At 71.8% G+C, this 19,705-nt stretch carries 19 protein-coding genes and 1 pseudogene; 6 read left to right on the forward strand and 14 right to left on the reverse strand.

Annotation, left to right across the window (positions count from 1 at the left end; genetic code table 11):
- Nucleotides 1-219 precede the first annotated feature (219 nt).
- Nucleotides 220-960 carry an alpha/beta hydrolase gene (locus tag AB0O36_RS32820; RefSeq protein WP_365116593.1) on the forward strand — a complete coding sequence of 247 codons (741 nt, stop codon included), beginning with the start codon at nucleotides 220-222 and terminating at the stop codon, nucleotides 958-960.
- A 195-nt stretch (nucleotides 961-1,155) separates the two neighbouring features.
- Here AB0O36_RS32820 and AB0O36_RS32825 read toward each other — a convergent pair whose 3' ends face one another.
- The 3 genes from AB0O36_RS32825 to AB0O36_RS32835 form a co-directional block, all read right to left on the reverse strand.
- Entirely contained in the window at nucleotides 1,156-2,049 is an 894-nt protein-coding gene (locus tag AB0O36_RS32825; protein WP_365116595.1) for an AraC family transcriptional regulator, read from the reverse strand.
- Between the two features lie 102 nt (nucleotides 2,050-2,151).
- Entirely contained in the window at nucleotides 2,152-2,697 is a 546-nt protein-coding gene (locus tag AB0O36_RS32830) for a YbhB/YbcL family Raf kinase inhibitor-like protein (RefSeq protein ID WP_365116597.1), read from the reverse strand.
- 214 nt (nucleotides 2,698-2,911) lie between these two features.
- Nucleotides 2,912-3,199, reverse strand: a complete 288-nt coding sequence (locus AB0O36_RS32835; RefSeq protein ID WP_365116599.1) for a DUF3253 domain-containing protein — start codon at nucleotides 3,197-3,199, stop codon at nucleotides 2,912-2,914.
- Between the two features lie 615 nt (nucleotides 3,200-3,814).
- On the opposite strand from AB0O36_RS32835, the gene AB0O36_RS32840 reads away from it, so the two are divergent.
- Nucleotides 3,815-3,976, forward strand: coding sequence for a hydrophobic protein (locus tag AB0O36_RS32840; protein ID WP_365116602.1), 162 nt, complete (start codon nucleotides 3,815-3,817; stop codon nucleotides 3,974-3,976).
- Nucleotides 3,977-4,016: 40 nt separating this feature from the next.
- Complete coding sequence (locus tag AB0O36_RS32845; RefSeq protein ID WP_365116605.1) at nucleotides 4,017-5,153, forward strand: glutamate--cysteine ligase; 1,137 nt, start codon at nucleotides 4,017-4,019, stop codon at nucleotides 5,151-5,153.
- 41 nt (nucleotides 5,154-5,194) lie between these two features.
- Here AB0O36_RS32845 and AB0O36_RS32850 read toward each other — a convergent pair.
- A pseudogene (locus tag AB0O36_RS32850) lies at nucleotides 5,195-5,898 on the reverse strand (TIGR03557 family F420-dependent LLM class oxidoreductase).
- A 197-nt stretch (nucleotides 5,899-6,095) separates the two neighbouring features.
- Between AB0O36_RS32850 and AB0O36_RS32855 the strand changes: the two are divergent.
- On the forward strand, nucleotides 6,096-6,284 hold the full coding sequence (locus tag AB0O36_RS32855) for a DUF6381 family protein (RefSeq protein ID WP_365116608.1): 189 nt from the start codon (nucleotides 6,096-6,098) through the stop codon (nucleotides 6,282-6,284).
- A gap of 69 nt (nucleotides 6,285-6,353) precedes the next feature.
- Here the strand turns inward: AB0O36_RS32855 and AB0O36_RS32860 are convergent, their stop codons facing one another.
- The 6 genes from AB0O36_RS32860 to AB0O36_RS32885 all read right to left on the reverse strand — a co-directional run bounded on the left by AB0O36_RS32860 (nucleotide 6,354) and on the right by AB0O36_RS32885 (nucleotide 13,373).
- Nucleotides 6,354-6,668, reverse strand: coding sequence for a hypothetical protein (locus AB0O36_RS32860; RefSeq protein ID WP_365116610.1), 315 nt, complete (start codon nucleotides 6,666-6,668; stop codon nucleotides 6,354-6,356).
- A gap of 1,014 nt (nucleotides 6,669-7,682) precedes the next feature.
- Complete coding sequence (locus AB0O36_RS32865; protein ID WP_365116613.1) at nucleotides 7,683-8,231, reverse strand: GNAT family protein; 549 nt, start codon at nucleotides 8,229-8,231, stop codon at nucleotides 7,683-7,685.
- A gap of 178 nt (nucleotides 8,232-8,409) precedes the next feature.
- Nucleotides 8,410-8,637 (reverse strand): hypothetical protein, encoded by a 228-nt coding sequence (locus AB0O36_RS32870; RefSeq protein ID WP_365116616.1) that lies wholly within the window; start codon nucleotides 8,635-8,637, stop codon nucleotides 8,410-8,412.
- 223 nt (nucleotides 8,638-8,860) lie between these two features.
- Nucleotides 8,861-11,308: a trypsin-like serine protease gene (locus AB0O36_RS32875; protein ID WP_365116619.1), complete on the reverse strand. Its 2,448-nt coding sequence runs from the start codon at nucleotides 11,306-11,308 to the stop codon at nucleotides 8,861-8,863.
- 525 nt (nucleotides 11,309-11,833) lie between these two features.
- Nucleotides 11,834-12,187 (reverse strand): VOC family protein, encoded by a 354-nt coding sequence (locus AB0O36_RS32880; RefSeq protein WP_365116622.1) that lies wholly within the window; start codon nucleotides 12,185-12,187, stop codon nucleotides 11,834-11,836.
- Nucleotides 12,188-12,191: 4 nt separating this feature from the next.
- Entirely contained in the window at nucleotides 12,192-13,373 is a 1,182-nt protein-coding gene (locus AB0O36_RS32885; RefSeq protein WP_365116624.1) for a Glu/Leu/Phe/Val dehydrogenase dimerization domain-containing protein, read from the reverse strand.
- Nucleotides 13,374-13,450: 77 nt separating this feature from the next.
- Between AB0O36_RS32885 and AB0O36_RS32890 the strand changes: the two genes are divergently transcribed.
- Nucleotides 13,451-13,909: an Lrp/AsnC family transcriptional regulator gene (locus tag AB0O36_RS32890; RefSeq protein ID WP_365116627.1), complete on the forward strand. Its 459-nt coding sequence runs from the start codon at nucleotides 13,451-13,453 to the stop codon at nucleotides 13,907-13,909.
- Nucleotides 13,910-13,952: 43 nt separating this feature from the next.
- Here AB0O36_RS32890 and AB0O36_RS32895 read toward each other — a convergent pair whose 3' ends face one another.
- Complete coding sequence (locus tag AB0O36_RS32895; RefSeq protein ID WP_365116630.1) at nucleotides 13,953-14,669, reverse strand: SDR family oxidoreductase; 717 nt, start codon at nucleotides 14,667-14,669, stop codon at nucleotides 13,953-13,955.
- 143 nt (nucleotides 14,670-14,812) lie between these two features.
- Here AB0O36_RS32895 and AB0O36_RS32900 point away from each other — a divergent pair, with 143 nt between their 5' ends.
- Nucleotides 14,813-15,736 carry an AraC family transcriptional regulator gene (locus tag AB0O36_RS32900; protein WP_365116631.1) on the forward strand — a complete coding sequence of 308 codons (924 nt, stop codon included), beginning with the start codon at nucleotides 14,813-14,815 and terminating at the stop codon, nucleotides 15,734-15,736.
- Here the strand turns inward: AB0O36_RS32900 and AB0O36_RS32905 are convergent.
- The 3 genes from AB0O36_RS32905 to AB0O36_RS32915 form a co-directional block, all read right to left on the reverse strand.
- Nucleotides 15,725-17,116: an aldehyde dehydrogenase family protein gene (locus tag AB0O36_RS32905; protein WP_365116633.1), complete on the reverse strand. Its 1,392-nt coding sequence runs from the start codon at nucleotides 17,114-17,116 to the stop codon at nucleotides 15,725-15,727. The two genes, AB0O36_RS32900 and AB0O36_RS32905, sit on opposite strands and share 12 nt — an antisense overlap.
- A 96-nt stretch (nucleotides 17,117-17,212) precedes the next feature.
- Nucleotides 17,213-18,994: an asparagine synthetase B family protein gene (locus AB0O36_RS32910; RefSeq protein WP_365116635.1), complete on the reverse strand. Its 1,782-nt coding sequence runs from the start codon at nucleotides 18,992-18,994 to the stop codon at nucleotides 17,213-17,215.
- A gap of 136 nt (nucleotides 18,995-19,130) precedes the next feature.
- Nucleotides 19,131-19,691, reverse strand: coding sequence for a hypothetical protein (locus AB0O36_RS32915; protein ID WP_365116639.1), 561 nt, complete (start codon nucleotides 19,689-19,691; stop codon nucleotides 19,131-19,133).
- Nucleotides 19,692-19,705 lie beyond the last annotated feature (14 nt).

The raw sequence follows: 19,705 nt of genomic DNA on the forward strand, positions 1-19,705 counted from the left end.
TCTGCGGGGTGTGTGGCGGCTCCCGGCCGCGGACACCCCGCACAAATTGTTTGGCGGTCCTGTCCATCACTGCTACGTTTCCGGAGGCCGTGTGAGAGTTCGAGGAGGTGGTACCCGTGAACACAGTATTGACGTGGGTGCTCCCCTCCGGGGTCACGGTCGGGCGATAGACAGGTCGTCCGGGAGCGCCGTTCCAGTGCACTCCCGAAAGGCACGACCATGCATTTCACTTCCACGCAACACCTCGACGGCGGTGTCCTCGAGCGCGGATTCGCCCTGGGTGACATTCCCGGCATCCTGTGGACGCCCGAAGCCGCATCCGCTTCCGCACCGGTGCCGTTGATCCTCCTCGGCCATCCCCCGCTGGGGCTGCACGGGATGTACCCCCGGCTGGTGACCCGGGCCCTGCACTCCGCGGCGGAGGGCTTCGCCACGGCCACCATCGAGCTCCCCGGAAGCGGCGAACGGCCCGGTTGGCCCGCCCTCGACAACGCCCGCGCCGACCTGCGCCGGGCAATGCAGGCCGGCGAGACGGTGAGCGGTGAGATCGTCGACTCCCTGGTCCTCCCCCTGGTCGACAGGGCGGTCCCGGAATGGCAGGCAGCGCTGGACGCCCTGCTGTCGCTGCCCGAGATCGGCGGTCCGGTCGGGTTTTCGGGAGGAGTGATCTCCATCGGCATCCGGCTGGCGGTGGTCGAGCCGCGCATCGTGGCCGCCGGTCTGTTCGCGGGAAGTCTGGTGCCTCGCGCCATGTTCGAGGAAGCCCGGCAGGTCACCATTCCGCTGCATGTCCTGCTGCAGTGGGACGACGAGGGCAACGACCGGCAGGCGGCCTTGGACCTGTTCGACGCCTTCGGATCCAAGGAGAAGACCCTGCACGCAAATATGGGCGGTCACGCCGGCGTTCCTCAGTTCGCGGGCGACGCCGTGACCAGGTTCTTCACCCGGCACCTGAAGTGAGGCCGGGCCGGTAGACCGGCAGCAGGCGGGGCCTGCGTCGGCGGTCTGCCGCTCGTCACCACTCGTCGAAGACGGGTGGCAGCCCTTCGTGGCCGTCCGCACCACGGGCCCCTGCTGCGCTCTCGGCAGGGGCCCGTGCTGCCCGGGCTCCCATCACGGCCACGGGAGCAGCCGCTGCGGGGATGCGCGGTGCGTTCAGGCCGTCGCGGCCGCAGCGTGATCGGTACGGGTCCGCATGCGTGCCGCATCTGCGCGCGGCGGCGCGCCGAACTGCCGTTTGTACTCGCGGCTGAATTGCGAGGGGCTGTCGTACCCCACGCTGGAGGCCACGCCGGTCACGTCGTGCGGGCGGCGGGCCAGCAGCAGCCGCGCCGCCTGTAGCCGGATCTGCTTCTGGAACTGGATCGGACTCATCGCCGTGACCGACTGGAAGTTGCGGTGGAACGCGGAGACGCTCATTCCGGAGGTCCGGGCCAGGTCTTCCACGCGGAACGCCTCGGCGTAGTTGTCGCGGATCCAGCCCACCGCCCGGGTGATGTGGGTCAGGCCGCTGTCCGCCAGGCCGAGCTGCCTGACGGCTTCGCCCTGCTCCCCCGTCATCAGCCTCCACAGGATCTCCCGCTTGGCCAAGGGGACCAGTACCCGGCGGTCGCGCGGGCGGTCCAGCAGGCGCAGCAGCCGCACGATCGCGTCGATCAGCTCTGCCGGTGCGTCGCTGACCATGATCCCGGGCCGGGCCGACCTGGTCGAAGGCGGCAGGTCGCCCGGCCCCGCCTGCAGCATCAGCTCCGCGATGACGGCGGGCTCCAGCGTCATGCCGAAGCCCAGTTCGGGTCCCCGGGCGATGCGCCCGACCACCGGCAGGTCGGCCGAGGCGACCAGGTACTGGCCGACGCCGTATTCGTACACCCTGTCTCCGAGCGCGAGCCGCTTGGCCCCCTGGGCGATGACCGCGAGCGCCACGCCGGACATCGTGTACTCCGGCTCGGCACCCGGTTCGGCCCGGCAGATCCGGACGCCGTCGATGGCGGTGCTCAGATCGGGCCGTGCATGGCGGGCCAGCAGGTCGCGGAGCTCGTTGAGGGACATGCCCCCCATCTCACCACGAGACCGGCAGGATCCCCGCGCGTGGAGCAGGATCGTGCAAGGACGCGCCGAGATCGGGCGGATCACCGGCGCAGCCGGGTGGGGCTACGCCCCGCTGCCCTGCTCCTCGTAGTGGGCTATCAGCCGGCCGCGGGCGATGGCGTGGAACCGCAGGTGGAATCCCACCAGGGCCGGCGTCGCGTCCGCATCCGGGCCCAGCTTCTCCCGGTCGACGGCGTACACCGTGAACACGTACCGGTGCGGGCCGTCCCCCTCCGGAGGCGCGGCCCCGCCGAAGTCGCTGCTGCCGTAGTCGTTCCGCACCTGCACGGCGCCTGCGGGCAATCCTTCGAAGCCCCCGGTTCCGGCCGCCGCGGGCAGCTCGGTGACGTCCGCCGGGATGTCGAAGACCGTCCAGTGCCAGAACCCGCTGCCGGTCGGTGCGTCCGGGTCATAGCAGGTGACTGCATAGCTGCCGGTGCCCTCCGGTCCGGCGGACCAGCCGATCTGCGGCGAGGAGTTGCCCTTGGCGTACACATGGTCGTCCGGGAGGGTCCCGCCGTCGGTCAGGTCCGTGCTGCTCACCGACAGCTCGGGCACCGGCGGGTGGAAGGCGTGCGGGAGCGGACGCTGCTGCATCAGATCACTCAACTTCTGGTCCTTCTTCGTGTCTGCGAGGGGTGCTGCCCGGGGCCCGGGGGCACGTCCCCATCGGAGCACGAATCCGGCAGGATGCGGCTGCCGGTGGGAGCATCGTGCAAGAACACGCGACCTTTGCCCGGCACGAGGCACGGTGACGCGTCGAGGGCCGGAGGCCGCCCCCTCCCGTGCGGGACGCCGTCATGGAGGGGCTTCTCCGCGACGGTCAGCGGGTGCGGCGGATGCGGATCGGCCCGCGGGCCTTCGCCGGTTCGACCGGGTGGCCGGCCTGAGTGATCTCCACCTCGCCGGCCGCGACCAGGCGTCGGGCTGCGCGGCGGGCCGGTTCCATGAGTGTGCGCCAGCCGTCGTCGTCCCTTCCGTACACGGCCCGGGCAGCGTCGGACGGGCATATCGTCGAGCGCGGTCCGCGCTGCTCCAGCAGCCCCAGGATGGCCCGTTCCAGGCGCCGGTCCGTCTGCCGGTCCGTCTGCCGGTCCGTCTGCCTGTCCATGCCTCTCCCTCCGCGGTGTCCCCCTGCCACTGAGCAGTGAGGTGGGCTGCTCCCGTACATGGCCGCAGGCAGGCCAGGTGGGCTGTCGTCGTGCCGACTCCGTCATCGCCGCCCGGATTTTCCCCGGTCTCCTCGGTCTCCCCGGTCTCCCCGGTCTCCCCGGTCTCCCCGGTCCTGCTGCATCCTCTGCTCCTGCCGCTCCCTGAGCTCGTCCGGTGTCTTGCCGGCGACGGGCCTGCCGGCCTCGGGGTGCACGGGGTCCGGACCGGGGTCCTCCCTGATCTGCTCCTCACGGCCGATACCCGGCTCCTGCCGCTTCTTCTCCTTGCCGCCCATGGCTCCGGCTCCCTTCCTGAGGTCGTCGCGTCTACCCGGTCCCCGGCCTTTCAGCCGCGGGGCGGATTGGTTTACGGGCAGTCGACGGTCCGCTTCGCACTCCGGAGGCACAGGAACGCGCCGGTCCGTGTCAGATCCCCGATCCGGGGCAAGCGCGCATTACGACGCGTGGATCGCGGCCGACACCGTTGGGGCATCCTGACGGCTCCCGGCCCGCGATCCCACCTGAATCCGACCTACTACGACATCCGACCTACTACGACAAAGGAATGGACTGACATGGTCGCCCTGCTTCTCGTGCTCCTCCTCGCCCTGATCCTTTTCGGCGCCGGGTTCGCCGTGAAGGTGCTGTGGTGGCTGGCCCTCGCGGTGCTCGTCCTCTGGCTGCTCGGCTTCGTCGCGCGGCCTGCCGGCGGCAGGGGCCGCTGGTACCGCTGGTAGCGGCACGGCGGGCGACAGGCCGACGGGACGGAACGGCCACATGCGCAGTGTGGGTGTGGAAGAGGAACTGCTGCTTGCGGACGCGGACACCGGCGAACCGCTGGCCGTGGCCAGCGTGCTGCTCGCCGCGGCCGACCGGGCCGCCGGAGGGCAGGCCGCCGGAGGGCCGTCCTCCGGCCCGCGCCGCGCCGGCCATGCGCTGGAGTCGGAGCTCAAGCAGGAGCAGGTCGAGTTCGCCACGCGCCCGGTGACGGAGATGGGCGAGCTCCAGGAGGAGATCGTCCGTTGGCGCGCGGAAGCGGCGCGGAACGCAGCGACGGCCGGAGCGGTCGTCGCCGCGCTGGCCACCTCACCTCTCCCGGTCCGGCCCTCGATGTCGCCGGGCCGCCGCTACGAGTGGGTGGCCCGGCAGTTCGGCCTGACCGCTCAGGAACAGCTCACCTGCGGCTGTCACGTGCACGTGTCGGTGGAGTCCGACGAGGAGGGCGTCGCGGTCCTGGACCGCATCCGGCCCTGGCTGGCGGTACTCACCGCGCTCAGCGCGAACTCGCCGTTCTGGCAGGGCGAGGACACCGCGTACGCCTCCTACCGCAGCCGGGTGTGGAACAGGCTCCCGTCGGCCGGGCCCACCGACGTGTTCGGCTCCGCCGACGCCTATCACGCCGAGGTCGGGGCCATGATCGAGTCGGGGGTGCTGCGCGACAAGGGGATGATCTACTTCGACGCGCGGTTGTCGGCCACCTATCCGACGGTGGAGGTCAGGGTGGCGGACGTGTGCCTGGACGCGTCGACACCCGTCCTCCTGGCGGCCCTGGTGCGGGCGCTGGTGGAAACGGCGGCCCGCTCGTGGCGGGCGGGCGAACCGCCGACCGGGATCAGCACGGGCCTGCTGCGGCTGGCCAACTGGCAGGCCGCCCGGTCGGGTCTGGACGGCCCCGTGCTGAACCCGGAGTCCATGATGCGAACATCGTCGGCGGCAGCGCTGGCCGTACTCTGCCGGCACGTGGGCCCGGCCCTGGCCGACGCCGGTGACGAGGAGCTGGTCCGGGCCGGGACCACCCGGCTGCTGGAGCACGGCAACGGGGCGCGCGTACAGCGGGAGCTGCTGCGCTCGACGGGGTCCCTGGGGGCGGTCGTCCGCGAGTGCGCACGGATCACGACGGGCGGGACCGGCTGACCCGCCGCTCGGAGGTCGGGGTCCCATGCCGGATTCCGACCTCAGAGGTTGCGCAGGGCGGGGAGCAGTGTCGACTCGGCCCAGCGCAGGAAGGGGTCCTGGTGCTCTCCGCCGATCTGGACGAGCGCGATTTCGGTGAATCCGGCCTCCGTGTAAGGGCGTACCGCCTCCACGAAGGCATCCACTTGGTTGCCACACGGTATGGCCTCGGCGACGTCCTCGGGGCGGGTGTGCTGCGTGGCCTGCTCGAAGCCGGCCGGGCCCGGGAGTTCCGAGTTGACCTTCCGGCCGCCGAGTGCGCGCCGTGGTGACTCACGTACCGGCCTGTGAACAGCTGCCGGATGATGCCCGCCGCCTCCTCCAACATCTCCAGCCGCACGTGGGCGGCGGGCCAGCCGGTGCCGACGATGTGCTCATTGAGGTTCTCGCCGGAGCCCAGCCCCAGCCGGAACCGGCCCTCGGACAGGATCTGCATGGTCGCCGCCTTCTGTGCGACGACCGCGGGGTGGTAGCGGAACGTCGGACAGGTCACGTACGTCATCAGCGGGATTCGGGAGGTCGCCTGCGCTGCCGCGCCCAGTACGCTCCACGCGTACGGGGCGTGCCCCTGGGACGGCAACCAGGGAAAGGAGTGATCGGAGATCACGCAGAAGTCGAAACCCGCCGCCTCCGCACCCCGCAGGTGGGAGACCAGTTCACGTGGTCCGGCCTGCTCGGTCATCATCGTGTATCCGATGTGCACCATGGGTACCGCCTAGCCCCTGTAGCTGGTCGTGCGCATTCTGCTGTCCTGCGGTCCCCCGGTGCTGCGCCTGCCCGTTCGGCGCCGGACCAACCGCAGCTGCCCGGTCCCCCGGTGGCGGGTGGGCGCCGGCGCTGCTTGGCTGGGCAGTCCAGGCGCCGAGCGCAGCGAACCCGTACGCATCCGAAGCGAGGTCGATCATGAACGGCGAATCCCAGCCGAGCGAGCGAGCCCGGCAGATGCGCGAGAAGGCCGAGGAGCTGGAGCATGCCGCCCAGCGAGCCACCGATCCGGCCGAGCGGCAGCGCCTCACCCGAAAGGCCCTGCACATCCGGGAGAAGAGCGAGCAGGAGAACGGTCCGGGCAGCGGGACCATGGACCCCATGTAGCCCGGGAGTCAGGCGCGCCCGGACACGGCCTGGCAGGCCAGGAGCACCAGGAACGCGATTCCGAAGGGTTCAGCCTCCCGCGACCTGGCAGTCGTAGGGCTGGTCGGGTCTGGGTGTGCAGCCTGCGGCCACGACCTGCCAGCCCGGGGTGAACAGGGACAGGAACACGGTGTCGCTCGCGGTACGCACCATCGCCTCACGTCCGTAGACCTCGGTCCGGGCCGGTCCCACGGCCACGGGCAGGTCTTCGGACGCGAGCGCGTGCCGGCAGTCCTGCTTGCCGTCCTGCTCGACCTGCTCACGGGTCCTGGGGGCCGGCAGCCGACACGCCGCAGCATGGTCTCCAGCCGCCAGAGCGAGCTCGAACCCCGCTGCGGCCCGCATTGCGGCGTCCTGCCGGGCCGCGGGCGCCCCGCACCCGGCAGTCGTCAGCAGGACTACGGCCGCACCCACGGCAACCGTCGGGAGGGTGTGCCGGGAGCACGGGCCCCCGCCCGGGATGCGTCTGCGGGGTACTCGCCGCCGGTCAGGTGCCGATGCGGCTGTTGACGCCGTCATGACCGTGCGCGTGGTCGTCGTCGGACCAGTGGTCGCCTGCCTCCGGACAGCGGAACGGGTTTCCGGCACCGAAGACTCCCGGCGGGTGAGGCGGGCAGAGGCCCACGCACCCTCGCACGGTGCCACCCGGCCCGAGGCCGTACACACCGTCCGCGGCCGGGAGCGTCACTCGCCCGGCCGTCGGTTGGGCCCGGGCCGCCTCCTCACCGGGCCGCCCGGTACCAATACCGCGGTTCCGTGGATTTTTCCGACCGAGCCCCATAGGATCACCTTTGCTTTGACGTATAGGCCCGAGCGTTGCTTATTCTGTCTTCAGTATGTATTTCGGTCACCGGTGTAAACGTTGGACCGGCGTCCACCTTTTACCGGGCGGCATTGCCCTCGGGGACCGGCGGGCGCAGGACGGCTGGAGGCCCGCCACCGAGTGGTGACGGGCCTCCCCTCAGACTCCCCGCCCGGACCTGATGAGTACAGGTCCGGGTGGGGTCACCTCAGCAGTGCCTCCGCGAGAGACACACAGGCGGTGAGCAGCGGGATCGCCACCAGGGCCAACCGCATCCACCTGCCGCTCCCATCCGGGCCGCCGGGGTGATCACCAGGTGCGGGCAAGGCTCCTCCTTCCGGACGACGACCGTCGCGCGTCCCGAGCGGGAAAGACCGGAACGCAATCCGGTTCGCCCCGCAGAAGACGCACGCCCATCGCCCAGGAAAACGGGCCGAGTACAGCCTGGCTGAGGGAACCATATATCGGCCGGAGGCCATCCCGCGGGCGATCACCCAAACACCCGGGAATTGCCGCTGCCGATACGGTCGCCCGGTCGGCGCAGGCAGCCCGGCCGTTTATTCGCCGGCACTCCGGCGGTCCTGTTCGCGCCACTCGTCCTCGAGGATGCCGAACACTTCGGAGTCCCGCCAGCCGTCCCGGATCAGCGCGGTGTGACGATGACGTCCTTCCCATGTCATACCGAGCTTGCCGAGCACCCGCGCCGACCCGAGGTTCCGCGGGTCACAGGTGGCGTGGATGCGGTGGAGCCCGAGATCCTCGAAGCCCCGCGCAAGCAGTTCCGTTCCGATCGCCGTTCCGACACCCCGTCCCCAGACGCGAGGATGCACGGCATAGGTGATCTCGCCCTGCCGCTGCCCACGGCTCCGGACGTGGAGCTCACCCATGCCGACCACGTCGCCCTCGGCATGCGCCGCATAGGCGTACCGCTGCTGAGGTGAGTGCGTCCAGGCAGCGACCGCAGCCGCCACGAACGCCCGCGTCTGCTCTTCGGTGTTCGGTCCCCAGGTCTGGAAGCGGCAGACCCGGTCGAGGGAAGCCCAGGAATGAACGGCCCGCCAGTCCGCGAGTTCGATTCTCCTCAAGGTCACCGCATGCCGAGCCACGAGCTGATCCTGCCAGATGCCCTCGCGCCTGCGAACTGACCGTTTCCTTCACGCTGATGTCCGGCGGGAGCGGGCTACCTTCCGCGCCGCTCTCGGCTTCGACGATGCCACCCGGGAGGCGCGGCCTCGCGGTCGGCTCGCCGGTCTTGCGAACGGGCAGCGGGTGGCGGCCCGCCGGTCAGGCGGACTTGGGGCGCTGCGGTGCCTTCCGCGTCTTCACCCCGCCGATGACGAGCACCAGTCCTACGGCGACGATGCCCAGGTAGGCAGTGGACGGAAGGTCGACGACCTTGTGCATCCAGCCCCACTCCGTGCCGAAGAAGGTGCGCGAAGCGAAACTGACGAGCCCCTGTGCCCCGATGACGTAGCCGATGCTCTCGACGGTGTGGCCGATGGTTGTTCTCACGGATCAACCCTCTCGCAGCGGTCCCGCAGGATCGTCCTCCGCAGGGCCGAGAGCACAGTAGGCCAAAGGATGCAGTGGCCCGCAGGGAGCACCGGAACTCGCCGGAACCCTCTCCACCTGCGGACGTCCCCTCACCCCCGCAGCTCCCGCCGCGGACACGGCGAGGGCCCCGCCTCGCATCGGGACGGGTCCTGATGCGGGGCGGGGACGTTGTACGGGGGCTCTACTTGCTGCTGGTGGCGGTGAGGTCCGTCGGAGCGGCGAGAGTGCCGGGTGTCCGGCGCCAGCCGGCCCAGTTGCCCGTGACGGTGTCCAGCGTGGCGTTCTGGACCTTGCCGTCGGTTCCGGTGGCGTAGACGTGGATGTTGTTCGCGGCGGAGGTGCTGGTGATACGGGTCAGGCCGCTGCCGCCGATGGCGGTCCAGGACGGCTTCCACATGCCGGCGAGGTAGTCGGCGGTCTGGTTGTACGCGGTGCCGTCGGAGCCGATCACCTGGACCTCGACGGTGTGGCCGACGCGGGCGGCCGTGATGTCCTTGGCGCCGGTGATGCCGCCGGGGATCTCGCCCCATGCGGTCCAGGTGCCCCTGCCTGTGTCGAGGTCACGGCCGTGGACCTTGCCGCCGGAGATGCCGTACAGGCGGACGAACCGGCCGGACTTCACGCTGGTGATGCCGGTCAGGCCGGTGATTCCGGCGTCCCGGGTCCAGGTGTCCTTCCAGCGGCCGGCGTTGTAGTCACCGACCTGGGTGTAGAGGGCGCCGTCCGCGCCGATGATCTGGACGTACAGGACGTTGTTGATCATGCTGGCGGAGACGTCCTTGACGCCGCCGGCACCGCCGGGGATCTCGACCCAGTTGGCCCAGGTGTCGGTCCGCGGGTCGTACACGCGGTCGTAGACCTTGCCGCCGGCCACGCCGACGTGGCGGATGACCGTGCCGTGCTCGACGCTGGTGAGCGCGGTGACGGGGGCGCCGCCGATGCTGGTCCACTGGGCGCCGAACTCGCCGGTGGCCAGATTGCCGTTCTGGGCGAACATCGTGTTGCCCGCGCCCGCGGCCAGCGTCACCTTCGAGGGGGCCACGGAAACGGCCACGGCCACGTCAGAGGCGCCGGCGAGACCACCCGGCAGCTCACGGAACGCGCTCCAGGCTCCGTCGACCGCGTCCATGGCGGCGTTCTTGATCTTACCGTCGGCCCCGACCGCGTACAGCTCGACGGTGTCGCCCGAGGCCACGCTCGTGATGCGCGTGAGACCGGTGCCGCCCACCCTGGTCCACACGTCGTGCCAGCGGCCGGCGTCGTAGCTGCCGTACTGCGCCCAGATCCCGCCGTCAGCGCCGATGATCTGTACGTGGACGTTGTTGCCGATGGTGCTGGAGGCGATGTCGACGGCTCCGCCGGCGCCTCCCGGAACCGCGCCCCACGGGCTCCAGCTGCCGTTGCGGGTGTCGAAGTCGCGGTTGTAGACCAGCCCGCCGGCGATGCCGGCGACGCGCACGGTCGTACCGGAGACCGCGCTGGTGATGTGGGTGAGCCCGGCCCCGCCCACCGCGGTCCAGGTGTTGTTCCAGCGCAGGGCCTTGTAGTCGGCGGCCTGCGCATACAGGTTGCCGTCCCCGCCGACGATCAGAACGTGGACGGTGTCACCCACGAGGGAGGCCGTGATGTCCTTGGCGCCGCCGCCACCACCCGGCACCTCGCCCCAGCCGGACCACCTGCCGGTGCCCATGTCGAAGTCCTGGCCGTAGATCCGGCCGCCCGCAATGCCATACGCACGGATCCAATCGCCGTGGCGGACCGTGCTCACCCGGGAGACGTCCAGCCCGTCCGCCTTGGCCCAGGACTGTCCGTACTCTCCGTACCCGAGGTCGCCGGTCTGCTTCCACATGGCCCCGCCACCACCGGCGAGCAGGGAGACCTGATCGCTGTTGCGGGGGGCGACGACCTGGTCGATCCAATCGCCGATGTTGTCGGTGCGGACGGAGACGGCGCCGGTACGGGTCTCCGTCGTGCCGAGGCAGCCACCCTGCCAGGAGCGGCTGTTGATGCCGACGAGCTCGCCGGCCGCGTTGAGGAGCGGGCCGCCGGTGTCGCCCTTGCAGATGGCGTCGGTTCCCTTGCCGGTGATGGCCAGGGTGGTGGCGTCGCTGGAGTCGGCCGTGAAGGTGCCGCTGTGGAGCTTGCCGGGAACCCACTCGGTCTTCGTACGACCGAACCCGGCCGCCGTCAGGTCCGCGCCGCTCACCGGGGCGGTGGTGGCGCGCTTGACGGGGGCGATGCCCGTGACCGGGGCGGCGAGACGGGCCAGCACCAGGTCGCGGTCGGTCGCGCTCGCCGAGACCTCCACGACCTGTCGGGCCTGACCGTCGGCGAAGGTGGCCGTGGCCGCCGGCGAGGGCCGCCCGGCCGGGATCGCGTCACCGGGCCTGGCCGCGAGGCACGCGGCGGCGGTGAGCACCCAGCGTGCGTTGACCAGTGTGGCAGTGCAGGCACGGCTGTTGGCCTCGTCGCCGACGGTCAGCCTCGCGGCGTGGGCGTACTGGCCGGGAGCGGCTTCGGGGCCCGCCAGGGCATGGGCGGAGCCGGCCGAGATCAGGCTCGCGGCGACCGCGGTGGCGGTGACGAGCAGGCAGGTCATGCGCACCGGGCGCAGACGGGGATCAGGCATGGGACTTCCTTCGTGATGCATGGCGCAGCGTTTCCGCGACGCGGCGATGGCGGAAACGCGGGCGGCGCCGGGCGTTTTGAACGGAATGGTCCGGCTGTCGGCAATCAGCCGGCGGTGTGCTCTCGACGAGAACGCTGCGGGGAGGTCTCTACGATCCGGGGTTGGGTGGAGTCCCTTGACCGCGAGAAGGACTGCGATCCCTCCGCCGCCGAGCCCCCTGTCCTCGATGGCAAAGCCTGGTGGTGCGACAGCGCCCAGCAGCGTCCGGGTCATGCCCTTCACGCGTGGATGCCCCCCTGGAACGGCCGCGGTGGCGACCTTTCCGGGGAGACAGTAGCCACTCGACACCTCGACATCAACTACGGATTACGCCCGATCAACCACCATTGAATTCCACGGAGTTCCCCCGTACGGTCCTGACACGTGGGGAGAAGAGGTCCGCAGGGCGTTCAGCCGAGCCTGGGAGGTCCGTCGCCGCCGGACGCGCATGGGCGGGTCGTCATCCCGGCAGCGGCTCCCTGCGGATCAGTGGTGCCGGACCAGGCAGAACTCGTGCTCCTCGGGGTCGGCCATCACGACGACCACGCCTTCGTCGTAGTCGTGCCGTTCGCCGGTGAACCGGCCGCCGAGGGCGATGACCTGGGCGATGCCCTGACCGATGTCGTCGACTGCGACGTCGAGGTGCAGGCGTGCCTTGGCGCTCTTCGGCTCGGTCACGGGCTGGAAGGTGAGGCGCGGCTGCGGGTCGCCGGGGCGGCCGAGGTAGGCCCAGCCGGGCCGGGACGGCAGGTGCGGACGGTCCAGCAATGCGCTCCAGAAGCCCGCGACCCGTTCCACGTCGATGCAGTCGATGGTCACTCCGACCCAGCGGTTCGTCATGTCGTCAGCTCCCCTGTGCGCTCGGGTGGAACCGTGGTGCGCAGGGCTGCGGCTCGTGCTTCGCCGGCTCGGCGAGCCCCGGAAGCAGGGGCAGTGCGCCGCGGTCCGGGTGCATGGTTCCCCGGCGGACTCGCTCCCCGGCGAGTTCCGCGGCCGCTTCCGCGGGTGTGGTCCGGTGGGCGCGGGCCGACCTGAAGACCTGCCGGAGCGTGGTGGCGATGCCGTGGAGTCGTCCGGTCAGCTGTTCCTCGGATTCCCCGCGCAGTTCGACGCCGGTGGCGTGGATGACCCCTCCCGCGCTGACGACCACGTCCGGCGCCCAGAGAATGCCGCGTGCGGCGATCAGTCGGGCGGTGTCCGGTTCGTCGACCTGGTTGTTGGCCGGGCCGGCGACGGCAGCGCACCGCAGCAGCGGCACCGTGCGGGCGGTCAGCAGACCGCCGAGCGCGGCCGGCACCAGGACGTCGACCTCCACCGCGAGGGCGTCGTCCGGATCCACCCAGTCCGCGCCCAGCTCCGCGGCCAGGCGGCGGGCGGCCGGGGCGACGTCCGTCACCACGAGCCGTGCGCCGGCCCGCTGCAGGAGCCGGGCCACATGGGCTCCGACCGCGCCGAGGCCGATCACCCCAAAGATCCGGCCGGCGAGCTCCGGCGAGCCGAAGGCCTCTTCCGCCACCGCGCCCAGTGCTGCGAGGGTGCCGCGGGCGGTGTGGAGGGAGGAGTCGCCGCTGCCGCCGTCCTCCACGGGCCTGCAGCAGACGTGCGCGGTGCGTTCCGCGATCACGGACATGTCGGCCGGGCCGCTCCCGACGTCCGGGCCCGCGACGTAGCGGCCGCCGAGGAATTCGATCACGTCGCCGATGTCGTGGAGCAGCGCCGTACGCTCCGCGCCGGTGGGCGGGGTCGCCGTGGGGAGCGCGACGACGGTCTTTCCGCCACCGTGTTCCAGACCGGCCAGCGCGTTCTTCGCGGTCATGGCCTCCGCCAGCCGCATCGCGTCCGCGATCGCGGCGGCGGGGTAGGGGTAGTGGGCGATCCGGCATCCGCCGGCGGCCGGGCCCAGGGCGGTCGAGTGGATCGCGACGGTGATGGCGAGGCCGCTGCGGCGGCCTCGCACGGTGTGCACCAACTCGTGGGCGGGGCTGGTGACGTTCAGGAACAGGGTGTGCTCGAGTCCGGCTGTCATGGCCCGAAGCTAGCCATTACAACGGTGGTTGGGGCCGGCAGCCGAACGGAATTCGGATCGGAGGCCATAATCGCCGTATGGACGAACTTGATTCGGCGATCGTCCGGCATCTGCAGCGCGATGCGCGGCAGACCAACCGCGATCTCGCCCGCACGCTCGGCATCGCCCCGTCGACCTGTCTCGAACGCGTCCGCGCCCTGCGGGCCCGCGGGGTCATCACCGGCTACCACGCGGCGGTCGACCCGGCCGCCCTGAACCGCCATGTGCAGGCGCTCATCCACTTCCAGATCCGCCCGCTCAGCCGGGCGGTCATCGAGGCGTTCAAGGCCTACGCCGCCGGCCTGCCCGAGGTCAGCACGGTCTATGTCGTCACCGGAGGCGACGACATGATCGTGCACGTCTCCGCGCCCAGCGTGGACCACCTCCACGGCTTCCTCATGGACAAGTTCACCGCGCGGCGCGAAGTCGTCGGATTCCGTACGTCCGTGATCTACCAGCACACCCACAACCAGGTGCTCGCGCCCCTGGCGCCCTGACCGCCCGGCGCGGACCGGGACGGGCTCGTGCGTGGCGCCCGGGTCACACCAGTGCCGCGCCGCCGTCTATCGCGAGCGTGGTGCCGGTGACGTAGGCGTTGGCCAGGACGAAGAGATAGGCCGCCGCGGCTTCCCCGGCAGTGCCGACACGCCGGGTGAGCAGCTCGGACCCGGCGCCCTGGAGGAAGGCCTCCGGGTCCGGGACGCTGCCGTCCCACAGCTCGGTGCGGATGACACCGGGCTGGATCACGTTGACGCGCAGAGGGGCGAGTTCGACGGCGAGTGCCCGGGACAGGGCCTCGATGCCGCCGGTGATGCCTGCCGTGAGCGCGGTTCCGGACAGGGGGCGGATCGCGAGGACGCCGGAGCTGAAGGTGATCGAGCCGCCGTCGCGCAGTCGCGGTGCGGCGTACTTGGCGGAGAGGAACGCGCCCCAGAACCGGCGCTCGAAGACGGCCCTGGCCTCCTGCGGGGTGGTGTCGGCCAACGGCTTGATCAGCAGGGGTTCGCCCGCGGTGTAGACGAGGTGGTCGAACTCGCCTACCTGCTCGAAGAACGCGGCGATGGCGTTGCCGTCGGTGACGTCCAGGCGACGGCCTTCGGCCGGCGCGCCCAACCGCCCGGTCGCGGCGTCCACGCGGTCCTGACTGCTGGATGCGACCACGACGTGCGCGCCGGCCGCCGCGGCCCCTTGCGCCACCGCGAAGCCGATGCCGGAGGTGCCACCGATGATCACGATCTTCTTGCCGGACAGAGACATGGGATCCGTTCCTTCGTCGGTGCAGTGCCGGGGTTCGGCACCTGCCATGGCAAGAACCTACGGCTCCGCAACAAGACGACGAATGGCTCTGGATCTTGATTCCCTGTCTTATCGTCTCGCCGTGCAGGCATTAGGGTGGCGCCATGGACATCCTGAGCGACACCCTCGAAGTCTTGCGCACGGGACGCCCGATGGTGACGCGCACCGACGCGCACGCCCCGTGGGCCCTGACGTTCCAACCCGTATCGGGAGCCGGATTCCACGTGGTCGTGGAAGGGCACTGCCACCTGCTGCCACCGAACGGCCGGCCGCTCGCGCTCGGACCCGGCGACATCGTGTTCCTGCAGCGCGGCAGCGGACACACCCTGTGCGACGTGCCGGACCGCGATCCGGTGGACTTCGTACCGGACCGGGTGGACCGTTCCTCGCCGATCGGCCAGGTCACCGTGGACGGACCGGGGCCGCGCACGGTGCTGGTGTGCGGCGCGTACGCGATCGACGTCGATCGCCCGCACCCGCTGTTCGGCGATCTGCCGGAGGTCATCCACCTCCCGGCGGTTCCCGGCCGCCACCCGGTGCTGCGCTCGGCGGTCGATCAGCTGTGCGCCGAGTTCCACGCGCCGCAGCCGGGCTCGGACGCGGTCGTCACGGCGCTCGTCGATCTGCTGCTGCTGTACATCCTCCGGTCGTGGTACGCCGAGCTGCCGAAGGAGCGGACCCGGGGTTGGGTGGCCGCGCTGACCGACCCGGCGGTCGCCCCGGCCCTGAAGGCGATCCACGACGACCCCGGCCATCCCTGGACCGTCGAGTCCCTGGGCACCCGCGCCGGGCTGTCCCGCGCGGCGTTCGCCCGCCGCTTCGCCTCGGTGGTCGGCGAGCCGCCGTTGACCTACCTGACCAACTGGCGGATGGCCACCGCGGCACGGTTGCTGCACCGGTCGCCGGCCCCGCTGAGCACCGTCGCGCAGCAGACGGGGTACACGTCGGAGTTCGCCTTCGCCAAAGCCTTCAAGCGACACTTCGGATCGCCGCCGGGGGCCTACCGCAAGCAGGTCTCAGCGGGGTGATCCGGGGGAAAGGGCCTGGCGCGGCACCCTTACGGTCACGGTCTTCGGCCGCTGGTACTCGTGTAGCGCCAGGATGCTCAGGTCGGTGCCGTGGCCGGACGCCCCCCGGCCCCCGTGCGGGAGTTCGGCCGTCTGCACCAGGTGGCAGTTGAGCCATGTCTCGCCCGCGTCCAGCCGGGCGACCAGGTCGAGGCCCGTGGCCAGATCGGTGGTCCACACACTCGCCCCGAGCGCCTGCGGGACACCGTTCGCCAGGGCCAGGGCCGCTTCCACGTCCGGTGCCTGCTGGACGGTGAGGAGGGGGCCGAACACCTCCTCGGTGACGGCCGGGTCGTCGTACGGGAGGTCCGCCAGCAGGCGGGCCGGGCGCCAGTGGCCCCGCTCCTCGCCGGCCTCGGGAGACAGACCGGCCGCGAAGTTCCGCTTGGCGGCGGAGGAGGCGACCAGGGCGTCGTAGCGCGCCGTCTGGTCAGGATTGTTCAGCGGACCGAAGTCGCGGCCGGCCAACCGCGATCCCATGGCCGCGGCGAGGCCGGCGACGGTCTGCTCGTAGTTCTCCGCGAGGGTGATCACCCGGGCCGGGGCCGCGCAGCTCTGGCCCGCGTTGTACGTGGCGGCCGCCGCCAGCGCGTCGTAGGTGTCGGCGGGGGCGTCCGGGAGGACGACCGCCGGTGCGTTGCCGCCCAGTTCCAGGCTGACCCGGCGGGTCCCCGCCCGTGCCACGACGTCCGCGCCGGCCCGGCCGCTGCCGGTGAAGGCGACCATGTCCACCCCGGACTCCACCAGGAGCCGGCCCGTCTCCCGGTCGCCCGGGAGGTGGCGCAGCACGTCCGCGCCCAGGGCCAGAGCCGCGTGCTCCGCCAGGAGCTCCAGGCTGTCGGGGGTCGTCTCGGCGGGCTTCGCCACCACCACGTTGCCCGCCGCGAGGGCCGGCGCGCAGCGCCAGGCCGCCATCAGGAGGGGGTAGTTCCACGGCACGATCACCCCGACCACGCCCATCGGCTCCCAGCGGACCCAGCTCTCGTGCCCTTCGGCCAGGTGCCCCGCGGCAGGGGTGGTCCGGGTGCGGGCGGCCGAGGCGTAGAACCGGAACAGGTCCGCGACCTGCTCGATCTCCCCCGCCGTCTCTGCCGCGGGCTTGCCCGTGCCCGCCTGCTCGCGGGCCGCGTACCGGTCCGCGTGCTCCTCGATCAGGGCGGCGAGACGGTCCAGCCGGCGGGCCCGGTCCTTCGGGGTCAGCGCGCTCCAGCCGGGGAGGGCGCCACGGGCCGCCGCGACGGCGGCCGCCACCTCCGTCCCGCGGGAGAGGGCGGCCGTACCGCGCACCCGCCCGGTGCGGGGGTCGGTCAGCTCGGACGGTGCGGTGGGTGCGGCGGTCATGGGTGCCTTTCGCTGCTCGGGTCTTGCTCGGAGCTCTTGCCTCGGGGCTCTTGCCTCGGAGCCGTTGCCTCGGAACTCATACGTCTGACTCGGAACTCATACGTCGTAGGACCTCAGCCACAGCTCCAGCGTCAGCACCAGCCACAGCTTGCCGCCCTGCCGGGGCAGCAGCGTGCCCTCGCCCTTCAGCCAGGTGCGGATGGTCTCCGGCCGGAACAGGCCCCGCTGCCGGGACCGGCGGCCGAGGAGCAGCTCGTGGCCGAGGTCGCGCAGCGGGCCGGTCAGCCACTGCTGGACCGGCACCCGCATGCCGCTCTTCGGCCGGTCGACCACGGTGGCCGGGAGCAGGTCACGTACGGCCTCCTTGAGGATCCACTTCTCCGCCGTGCCGCGGAGCTTGTACCCCGGCGGTGTCGCGAAGGCGTGGTCGATGACCGACCGGTCGAAGAGCGGGGACCGGCCTTCCACGCCCTGGGAGGAGGTGAGGCGCTCCACCTTCGTCAGGATGTGGTGCGCCCCCTTGGTCCGCAGGTTGCAGTGGAGCAGCCGGTTGAGGAGGTGGTCCATCGCGTGCGGGCCGGGGCCCTGCGGCGTCAGGTACGGCTCCACGTGCCGCTCCGGGCGCGGGGCGTCCTCCAGTGCTTCGAGGACCGGGGCGGTCAGCAGCACCGGCAGGTCCGTCCAGCATTTGCGGTACGAGCGCAGGTAGGCGGTGGCCCGGTCCTCGTCCCAGGGCGCGCCCGGAGTCCGGTGCATCTCCTGCACCAGCATGGGGAGGTTCTTCGGCCCGCCGAAGACGGGGTCGCCGCCCTCGCCGTTGAGGACCACGCAGGCACCGTCCGCCGCCACGGCCTCGGCGAGCATCAGGTTGGGCACGGTGAGCGGATCCCCGACCGGGCTGTCCAGCAGCGCCGCGGCCTCGGCGAGCCGCGAGGCCACCGCCGTCCCCGAGACGTTCAGGATCCGGTGCCGGGTGTGGCAGTGCGAGGCGACCAGGCCCGAGTAGCCCAGTTCGTTCGGCAGGTCGTCGCCGAAGCTGATCGAGTACGTGTGGACGGGGTGGCTGTGGAGTTTCGCCGCCAGGGCCGTGACGAGGGAGCTGTCGATGCCCCCGGAGAGCAGTACCGCGGCGGGCTCGGCTTCGGGCAGCCGGGCCGCGGTGGCCTGCTCCAACAGGGCGCGCAGGGCCAGGACATGGCCGGTCGGCCCGTCGGCGCCGGGGTCCTCGACGTGCTCCCGGGGCTCCCAGTGGACCGTTTCCGTGACCCCGCCGTCGCGGGCCAGCCTCAGGATCCTGCCGGGCAGCACCTCGCGGACCCCGGTGAGGAGGGTCTCCTCGCCGGGCAGGTACGCGAAGGTGAGGAAGGAGCGGACGGCCGACAGGTTCATGGTCGTGCCGAGCGACGGCCAGCGGCGCAGCGCCCGCAGCGAGGTCGAGGCGGCCCAGGCGCCGTCGGCCCGCGCGTAGAAGAGGGTGCGGGCTCCGACGTGGTCGCGGATCAGGACCAGATCGGGGCCGTCGAGCACGGCCAGGACGAACATCCCCTCGGCCAGCGCCACTCCGGCCTCGCCGAGCAGTGCCCAGCAGTGGAGGAGGAGTTCGGCGTCGGGGCAGTCGGCCGGCGGCGGGGGCGCGTCGGCGCGGGCCGCGAGGGCGGCGAACAGCGCCGGCCGGTTGTGGAGGGTGACTTCGCCGACCGCGGTGCGCCCGTGCGCCGTGAACGGGCCCGTGGCGCGGCCGGTTTCCCCGGTGACGAGGCTCAGCTCCGCACCGGGTACGCCGGCGGGGACGTGGCCCGGCCCGACCGCGCCCATGCTCTCCAGATGGGCGCGGGCCCGCCCGGCGGTCTCGGCCAGGCAGGCGCAGAGACGTGCCACGGACGGCTCCTTTCCTCGGTGCTGTGCTTCGTGCTTCGCGCTTCGGCGCGTGGTGGTTCGCGCTTCGGCGCGTGGTGGTTCGTGCTTCGGCGCGTCGGGGCTTCGTGCGTGGTGTCCCGTCGCCCGGGGCTTCGGCTCAGCCGAAGTCGTCGTCGCTCCAGGCGTCCTCGTCGCCGTCCCAGCCGTCTTCCCAGCTGTCGTCGCCGGAGTCCCCGCCCGCATCGCCGCCGACGTCGCCGCCGGCATCGCCGCCTCCGCCGCCGGAGGACGAGGACGCCTGGGCCTGCTCCTGCTGGCGGCGCAGCGCCTCTTCCTCCTCCGGACTCATGGTCAGCGGCGGCAGGTGGGCGGCGGTGACGGCGACGGCCGCCACGCCCAGCCCGGCGAGCAGCACCCCCATCCGGCCGCCGAAGGAGCTGCGGTTCACGGTGACGCGCTCGCCGCGCGGCCACACCGTCCGGCCGTAGCCGATGTCCCGGGCGTAGAGGGCGGTGCCGTCGGCGAGGGTGCGCTTGATGACCCGGTTGCCGAGCAGTTCATCGGTCCCCGAGCCGCCCCGGTTGTCGCGCCAGCCCACCAGGTGCGGCCGGCCGGCGGTACGGCTGCGCCACTCCTCCAGGCCGTCCTCGTACCTGCGGTGGACCGTGCCGTCGGCGAGGAGTTCGTCCGCGTAGCCGATCTCTTGGGGCCGGATCATCGTATGCGTACCTC

It is taken from the genome of Streptomyces sp. NPDC089799, from assembly GCF_040684755.1.
In the GTDB taxonomy this organism is placed as follows: Bacteria; Actinomycetota; Actinomycetes; order Streptomycetales; family Streptomycetaceae; genus Streptomyces.

What these genes read in the sequence shown, in the direction of transcription:
- AB0O36_RS32855 (WP_365116608.1), top strand. Translation starts at nt 6,096, where the DNA reads ATGAACGGCGAATCCCAGCCGAGCGAGCGAGCCCGGCAGATGCGCGAG.
- AB0O36_RS32820 (WP_365116593.1), top strand. Translation starts at nt 220, where the DNA reads ATGCATTTCACTTCCACGCAACACCTCGACGGCGGTGTCCTCGAGCGC.
- AB0O36_RS32860 (WP_365116610.1), bottom strand. Translation starts at nt 6,668, where the DNA reads ATGCGGGCCGCAGCGGGGTTCGAGCTCGCTCTGGCGGCTGGAGACCAT.
- AB0O36_RS32890 (WP_365116627.1), top strand. Translation starts at nt 13,451, where the DNA reads ATGGACGAACTTGATTCGGCGATCGTCCGGCATCTGCAGCGCGATGCG.
- AB0O36_RS32915 (WP_365116639.1), bottom strand. Translation starts at nt 19,691, where the DNA reads ATGATCCGGCCCCAAGAGATCGGCTACGCGGACGAACTCCTCGCCGAC.
- AB0O36_RS32840 (WP_365116602.1), top strand. Translation starts at nt 3,815, where the DNA reads ATGGTCGCCCTGCTTCTCGTGCTCCTCCTCGCCCTGATCCTTTTCGGC.
- AB0O36_RS32900 (WP_365116631.1), top strand. Translation starts at nt 14,813, where the DNA reads ATGGACATCCTGAGCGACACCCTCGAAGTCTTGCGCACGGGACGCCCG.
- AB0O36_RS32845 (WP_365116605.1), top strand. Translation starts at nt 4,017, where the DNA reads ATGCGCAGTGTGGGTGTGGAAGAGGAACTGCTGCTTGCGGACGCGGAC.
- AB0O36_RS32825 (WP_365116595.1), bottom strand. Translation starts at nt 2,049, where the DNA reads ATGTCCCTCAACGAGCTCCGCGACCTGCTGGCCCGCCATGCACGGCCC.
- AB0O36_RS32875 (WP_365116619.1), bottom strand. Translation starts at nt 11,308, where the DNA reads ATGCCTGATCCCCGTCTGCGCCCGGTGCGCATGACCTGCCTGCTCGTC.
- AB0O36_RS32895 (WP_365116630.1), bottom strand. Translation starts at nt 14,669, where the DNA reads ATGTCTCTGTCCGGCAAGAAGATCGTGATCATCGGTGGCACCTCCGGC.
- AB0O36_RS32905 (WP_365116633.1), bottom strand. Translation starts at nt 17,116, where the DNA reads ATGACCGCCGCACCCACCGCACCGTCCGAGCTGACCGACCCCCGCACC.
- AB0O36_RS32885 (WP_365116624.1), bottom strand. Translation starts at nt 13,373, where the DNA reads ATGACAGCCGGACTCGAGCACACCCTGTTCCTGAACGTCACCAGCCCC.
- AB0O36_RS32880 (WP_365116622.1), bottom strand. Translation starts at nt 12,187, where the DNA reads ATGACGAACCGCTGGGTCGGAGTGACCATCGACTGCATCGACGTGGAA.
- AB0O36_RS32835 (WP_365116599.1), bottom strand. Translation starts at nt 3,199, where the DNA reads ATGGACAGGCAGACGGACCGGCAGACGGACCGGCAGACGGACCGGCGC.